Here is a 4,420-nt window from a genome sequence, read left to right on the forward strand (position 1 = left end):
ATATTGTGTAGTTAAATCCGAATCAAATAATGTGAAATAAAACTATGAAACTCCAAAAAGAACATGCCAACGATCGTGTGGGCTGGCGCTTCGACAATAGCTATGCGCGATTACCCGATTATTTTTTTGCCCAAATGTCTCCGGTACCGGTGCGCGCTCCACAGACCGTAATATTGAATCCTGTTCTCGCAGAATCGTTAGGATTGGATATCGGCGCGTTGACTGCCGAAGAAGTTGCCTTATTATTTAGCGGGAATGTAATGCCGCAAGGTGCGCAACCCATAGCACAAGCCTATGCCGGCCATCAGTTTGGGCATTTCACGATGCTGGGTGATGGGCGGGCGATATTACTGGGTGAACATCTTACTCCGACCAATGAGCGATTCGACATTCAACTGAAAGGCTCGGGTCAGACTCCATTTTCCCGGCGTGGTGATGGTCGGGCGGCTTTAGCACCGATGCTGCGCGAATACATCATCAGTGAAGCAATGCATGGGTTGGGTATTCCATCGACGCGTAGTCTTGCCGTGGCCACCACAGGAGAGCAAGTGATGCGTGAAACCTTGCTCCCCGGTGCGATTCTGACTCGTGTAGCAGCAAGCCACTTACGCGTCGGTACGTTTGAATATGCTGCCGGACAAAGTGATGTTAATGCGATTAGAATCCTGGCTGATTATACGATTCAGCGTCATTATTCCGATTTGAAGGATGCCACTAATCCTTATCTGTCGCTGTTAAATCGAGTGATTGAGCGTCAAGCGGCTTTGATTGCGAAATGGTTACTGTCGGGCTTCATACACGGCGTGATGAATACTGATAACATGAGCATCAGCGGCGAAACGATCGACTATGGTCCGTGCGCATTTATGGATGCATATAATCCCAATACGGTATTCAGTTCGATCGATCAGAATGGCCGCTATCGCTATAGCAATCAACCACTGATGGCTCAGTGGAATCTCGCACGTCTGGCCGAAACATTGCTGCCTATGATTGACCCAGTACAAGAAAAAGCCGTGACGTTGGCAGAAGAAGCCATTCATGCTTTTCCAGAAATTTATCAATCTGAATGGATGGCGGGGATGCGTAAAAAACTAGGATTAATTACGGAAGAAGCTAATGATCCCGAATTAATCACCGACCTTCTCACCTGGATGTATCAACATCAAGCCGATTACACCAACACCTTCCGTGCACTGATCTCAGAAGCTTTCCCTGGTGGTAACATGTTTCAAGATGCCGGATTCGAAGCGTGGTATGTTCGTTGGCAAGCCAGGCTGGCACGTCAACCCGAACCAAAAGAAATATCTTTGCGTCTGATGCAAGTCAATAACCCTGCAATCATTCCGCGCAATCATCGCGTCGAAGAGGCTCTATCCGCCGCTTCCGAACAAGGCGATTACACATTGATTCAGCAGTTGATTGCGGCAGTAGCCAATCCCTATGCCGATGTGGCGGAATACTATGAGTACCGCACGCCGCCAGCGCCATCGGAACGTGTATATCAAACATTCTGTGGAACGTAAGTCGCTGTTAAGAGCTAATCATTGACAGGAGAACAGAAATGGCAATTACTCTTAATCACACCATCGTGCCCTGCTTCGATAAAGTTGTATCTGCTAAATTTTATTGCCGCGTATTTGGTTTTGAATACGTTGGTGTGTTTTCTCATTTCATCGTGGTGCGCGTCAACGACACTTTAAGTTTGGATTTCGATAACAAAGAACAGTTTCTATCGATTCACTACGCATTCAAAGTCTCGGAGCAGGAATTTGACGCAATATTTGCGCGACTTCAGGCTGAGCAAATTCTCTATGGCAGCGGCCCAGGTAATGCGGACGACATGATGATCAACCACAATTATGGTGGTCGCGGAGTTTACTTTCGTGACCCCAATGGGCATTTACTCGAAATGCTAACAGTGGATTACGTTATCCCACCACAAAATTCTGGTGAATAAAAATGCGCCCACGCGACAATCTAAAGCTTAATATCCATGTTGCCCAGCATAATAAGTTACAAAGCCGACGGTAGCTTCTTGATTGAGCAAGTAGAAATACCTGATTATCGAATTAATCCGGCGCTTCCTGCTGACTTCTTTAATCAGACGCAACATGACAACAGAGTTTAAATTTGTCACAGAATGGCGTATTGACGCACCCTTGGTAGAAGTATGCGATACGATTATTCATTGTCTGGATTGGCCGATTTGGTGGAAAAATGTCAAAATGGTGGAAAAGATTGAAAACGGTGATGCGGATGGCATTGGCAGCGTGCATCGCTTTACCTGGAAGGGGCGAATTCCCTATCGTTTTACATTCGATATGCGTGTCACTGGCTTTGTTCCACTTTCCCTTTTGGAAGGTCACGCACTGGGTGAGATCACGGGAACCGGTCGGTGGAATTTCTTCCGTGAAGACGAACTAACCGTGGTGCGATATCACTGGCACATTTACACCAACCGGCGTTGGATGAATCTACTTGCCCCAATCGCATCGCCCGTATTCAAATGGAATCACCATCAAGTGATGTGGCAAGGCGCGAAGGGCATGGCTTGCCAATTGAATGCTCGATTGGAATACTTTCACACTTCAACCGAATGATTAAATGCAATCCAAAGATAACTTGTAATATATAATCCTATCTGACAGCGGTTAGTCTCAGAAACACACGAGTTAATCAGGCGTCTTGACGCTCATTGCCTTGGATAGCACTATTTCTATAGAAAACATACTTCACTGCATTTTCTTTCAGCGCTATGATTTTATCCTGCTCAATCTTTCCAGAAACTCCTGTAACTTAGGATCAATTGCTGCATTAACCTGTCACATAGCACAGCGCTAGCGCTCTGTCTTCATTGCGGTGGTGGAGGTGGCGGATTGCCCGGAGGTGGCGGAGGTGGCGTGAAATTTTCTGTTGGTTTTGTGACCCTTGGGCCGGTGCCGCTGTTAACCGATTGATTACCAGTAATCCTTCCTGAAACCGGAACCCGATGGCCTTTTGCATACATGCATTGAATATAGCTCACGTCATATCGCCGTTGACTCATATAGCCGGAGGTAGAGGCCGTGCCTGAGCCAACAACTCCACCCGCCAAAAGTCCTGCACCTGCACCGATTGCAGCGCCTTGCCCGCCACCCAAAGCAGCGCCTGCGGCAGCACCTAATCCGGTTCCAATCGCCGCGCTTTCTATACCACTGGTTCGAGAAGCCTGTTGCGGCGTTTCTCCGCCAATTTGCTGATAGGCATAAGCCCTGCATTCATAATCATCGACACGAAACTGTTCAAAGCTTTTACCGGTACCTGGCAACGTCATAACACTGGGACCAGTCGGCATGCTGACACAGGCAACTTGTAAACTAATCATTAATACTACGAATAACCTCCTCAGCATGATCATGCGCGACCTCTTAGAGTTATTGACCTGGGGGTTGTGGCGCCACTTGCAGCCAACCATCCGGGCATTTCTTGACATAGGGATAGTAGCCATCAGGATTCTGGCAATAGTACCAGTAATTGGTTTGTGGCTGCGCTTGCTGGATTGGCTGAGATTGCTGGGTCGGCTGCACTGCTTGTTGCTCGACATAAACCGGCGGAGTAACCGGAACAACCACAGTCGGCGGATAGGCATAAGCGGGTGGAAAGTAATAGGAAGGATATCCAAATCCATAACCACCAAATCCGTAACGACCCAATCCATAACCTCCATACCCGAAGCCTCCATAGCCGTAACCGCCATAAAACCCTGGCCCATAGTAGCCTAAACCAATACTTAAATGACTATGCCGGTGCCCATGACCCCAGACAGAAGTACCGGTTGCGATTATAAGCAAAGTCATTGTCAAGCGAATCCATTGACTATTCCGCATATGAATGCTCACTGAATATTTGTAATGTTGAAAACGTTAATTAGACTGATAGATTAACTCAGAATTCCTTTAGCTTGGGAATTACATTTACCGGCTATCGATAGTTTAATAATCCGGAAGTTACGAAATTATTTTCTACCTCCAAAATAGGATTATTCGTTCAATTCACATTCCCGTGCGATGCGTGCAAGTTCAAGCAAACTATTTGCGCCCGTTTTTTGCATGATCTTGGATTTATGAATTTCAACCGTGCGATGACTGATGCCCAGGCTATAAGCAATTTCTTTGTTACTATGCCCTTGAACCGCCAAGGCCATCACCTCCCGCTCACGTCTGGTGAGATTTATCAAGCACGACATCATCTCTTTATTACGCGTAATGTCACTAACCTTTTTTCGCGCGTCTGCAAAAGCAGCGCGCACGCACACCAACAGTTTCTCCCGCATCACAGGTTTAGTCAGAAAATCCACCGCCCCTCCTTTGATTGCTCTCACACTCATGGGAATATCCCCATGACCGGTAAGAAAAATAACCGGCAGCTCAATCTTGCT

At 47.1% G+C, this 4,420-nt stretch carries 6 protein-coding genes; 3 read left to right on the forward strand and 3 right to left on the reverse strand.

Annotated elements, in window-relative coordinates; translation table 11 throughout:
• The first annotated feature begins 44 nt into the window (after positions 1–44).
• The 3 genes from C7H79_RS16430 (at position 45) to C7H79_RS16440 (ending at position 2,603) form a co-directional block, all read left to right on the forward strand.
• Entirely contained in the window at positions 45–1,526 is a 1,482-nt protein-coding gene (locus C7H79_RS16430; protein ID WP_106708328.1) for a protein adenylyltransferase SelO, read from the forward strand.
• A 38-nt stretch (positions 1,527–1,564) separates the two neighbouring features.
• Entirely contained in the window at positions 1,565–1,960 is a 396-nt protein-coding gene (locus C7H79_RS16435) for a VOC family protein (RefSeq protein WP_106708329.1), read from the forward strand.
• A 154-nt stretch (positions 1,961–2,114) separates the two neighbouring features.
• A complete protein-coding gene (locus C7H79_RS16440; RefSeq protein WP_106708330.1) occupies positions 2,115–2,603 on the forward strand; it encodes an SRPBCC family protein in 489 nt (162 codons plus the stop codon).
• Positions 2,604–2,854: 251 nt separating this feature from the next.
• On the opposite strand, the gene C7H79_RS16445 is transcribed toward C7H79_RS16440, so the two are convergent.
• The 3 genes from C7H79_RS16445 to C7H79_RS16455 form a co-directional block, all read right to left on the reverse strand.
• Positions 2,855–3,400 (reverse strand): glycine zipper family protein, encoded by a 546-nt coding sequence (locus C7H79_RS16445; protein WP_106708331.1) that lies wholly within the window; start codon positions 3,398–3,400, stop codon positions 2,855–2,857.
• Between the two features lie 16 nt (positions 3,401–3,416).
• On the reverse strand, positions 3,417–3,839 hold the full coding sequence (locus C7H79_RS16450) for a hypothetical protein (RefSeq protein ID WP_242447351.1): 423 nt from the start codon (positions 3,837–3,839) through the stop codon (positions 3,417–3,419).
• A gap of 182 nt (positions 3,840–4,021) precedes the next feature.
• On the reverse strand, positions 4,022–4,420 hold a 399-nt coding region (locus tag C7H79_RS16455), incomplete at its 5' end, for a response regulator transcription factor (protein ID WP_147383653.1).

Origin of the sequence: Nitrosomonas supralitoralis, from assembly GCF_003011925.2 — a bacterium.
GTDB lineage: Bacteria > Pseudomonadota > Gammaproteobacteria > Burkholderiales > Nitrosomonadaceae > Nitrosomonas > Nitrosomonas supralitoralis.

What these genes read in the sequence shown, in the direction of transcription:
- C7H79_RS16430 (WP_106708328.1), top strand. Translation starts at nt 45, where the DNA reads ATGAAACTCCAAAAAGAACATGCCAACGATCGTGTGGGCTGGCGCTTC.
- C7H79_RS16450 (WP_242447351.1), bottom strand. Translation starts at nt 3,839, where the DNA reads ATGACTTTGCTTATAATCGCAACCGGTACTTCTGTCTGGGGTCATGGG.
- C7H79_RS16440 (WP_106708330.1), top strand. Translation starts at nt 2,115, where the DNA reads ATGACAACAGAGTTTAAATTTGTCACAGAATGGCGTATTGACGCACCC.
- C7H79_RS16435 (WP_106708329.1), top strand. Translation starts at nt 1,565, where the DNA reads ATGGCAATTACTCTTAATCACACCATCGTGCCCTGCTTCGATAAAGTT.
- C7H79_RS16445 (WP_106708331.1), bottom strand. Translation starts at nt 3,400, where the DNA reads ATGATCATGCTGAGGAGGTTATTCGTAGTATTAATGATTAGTTTACAA.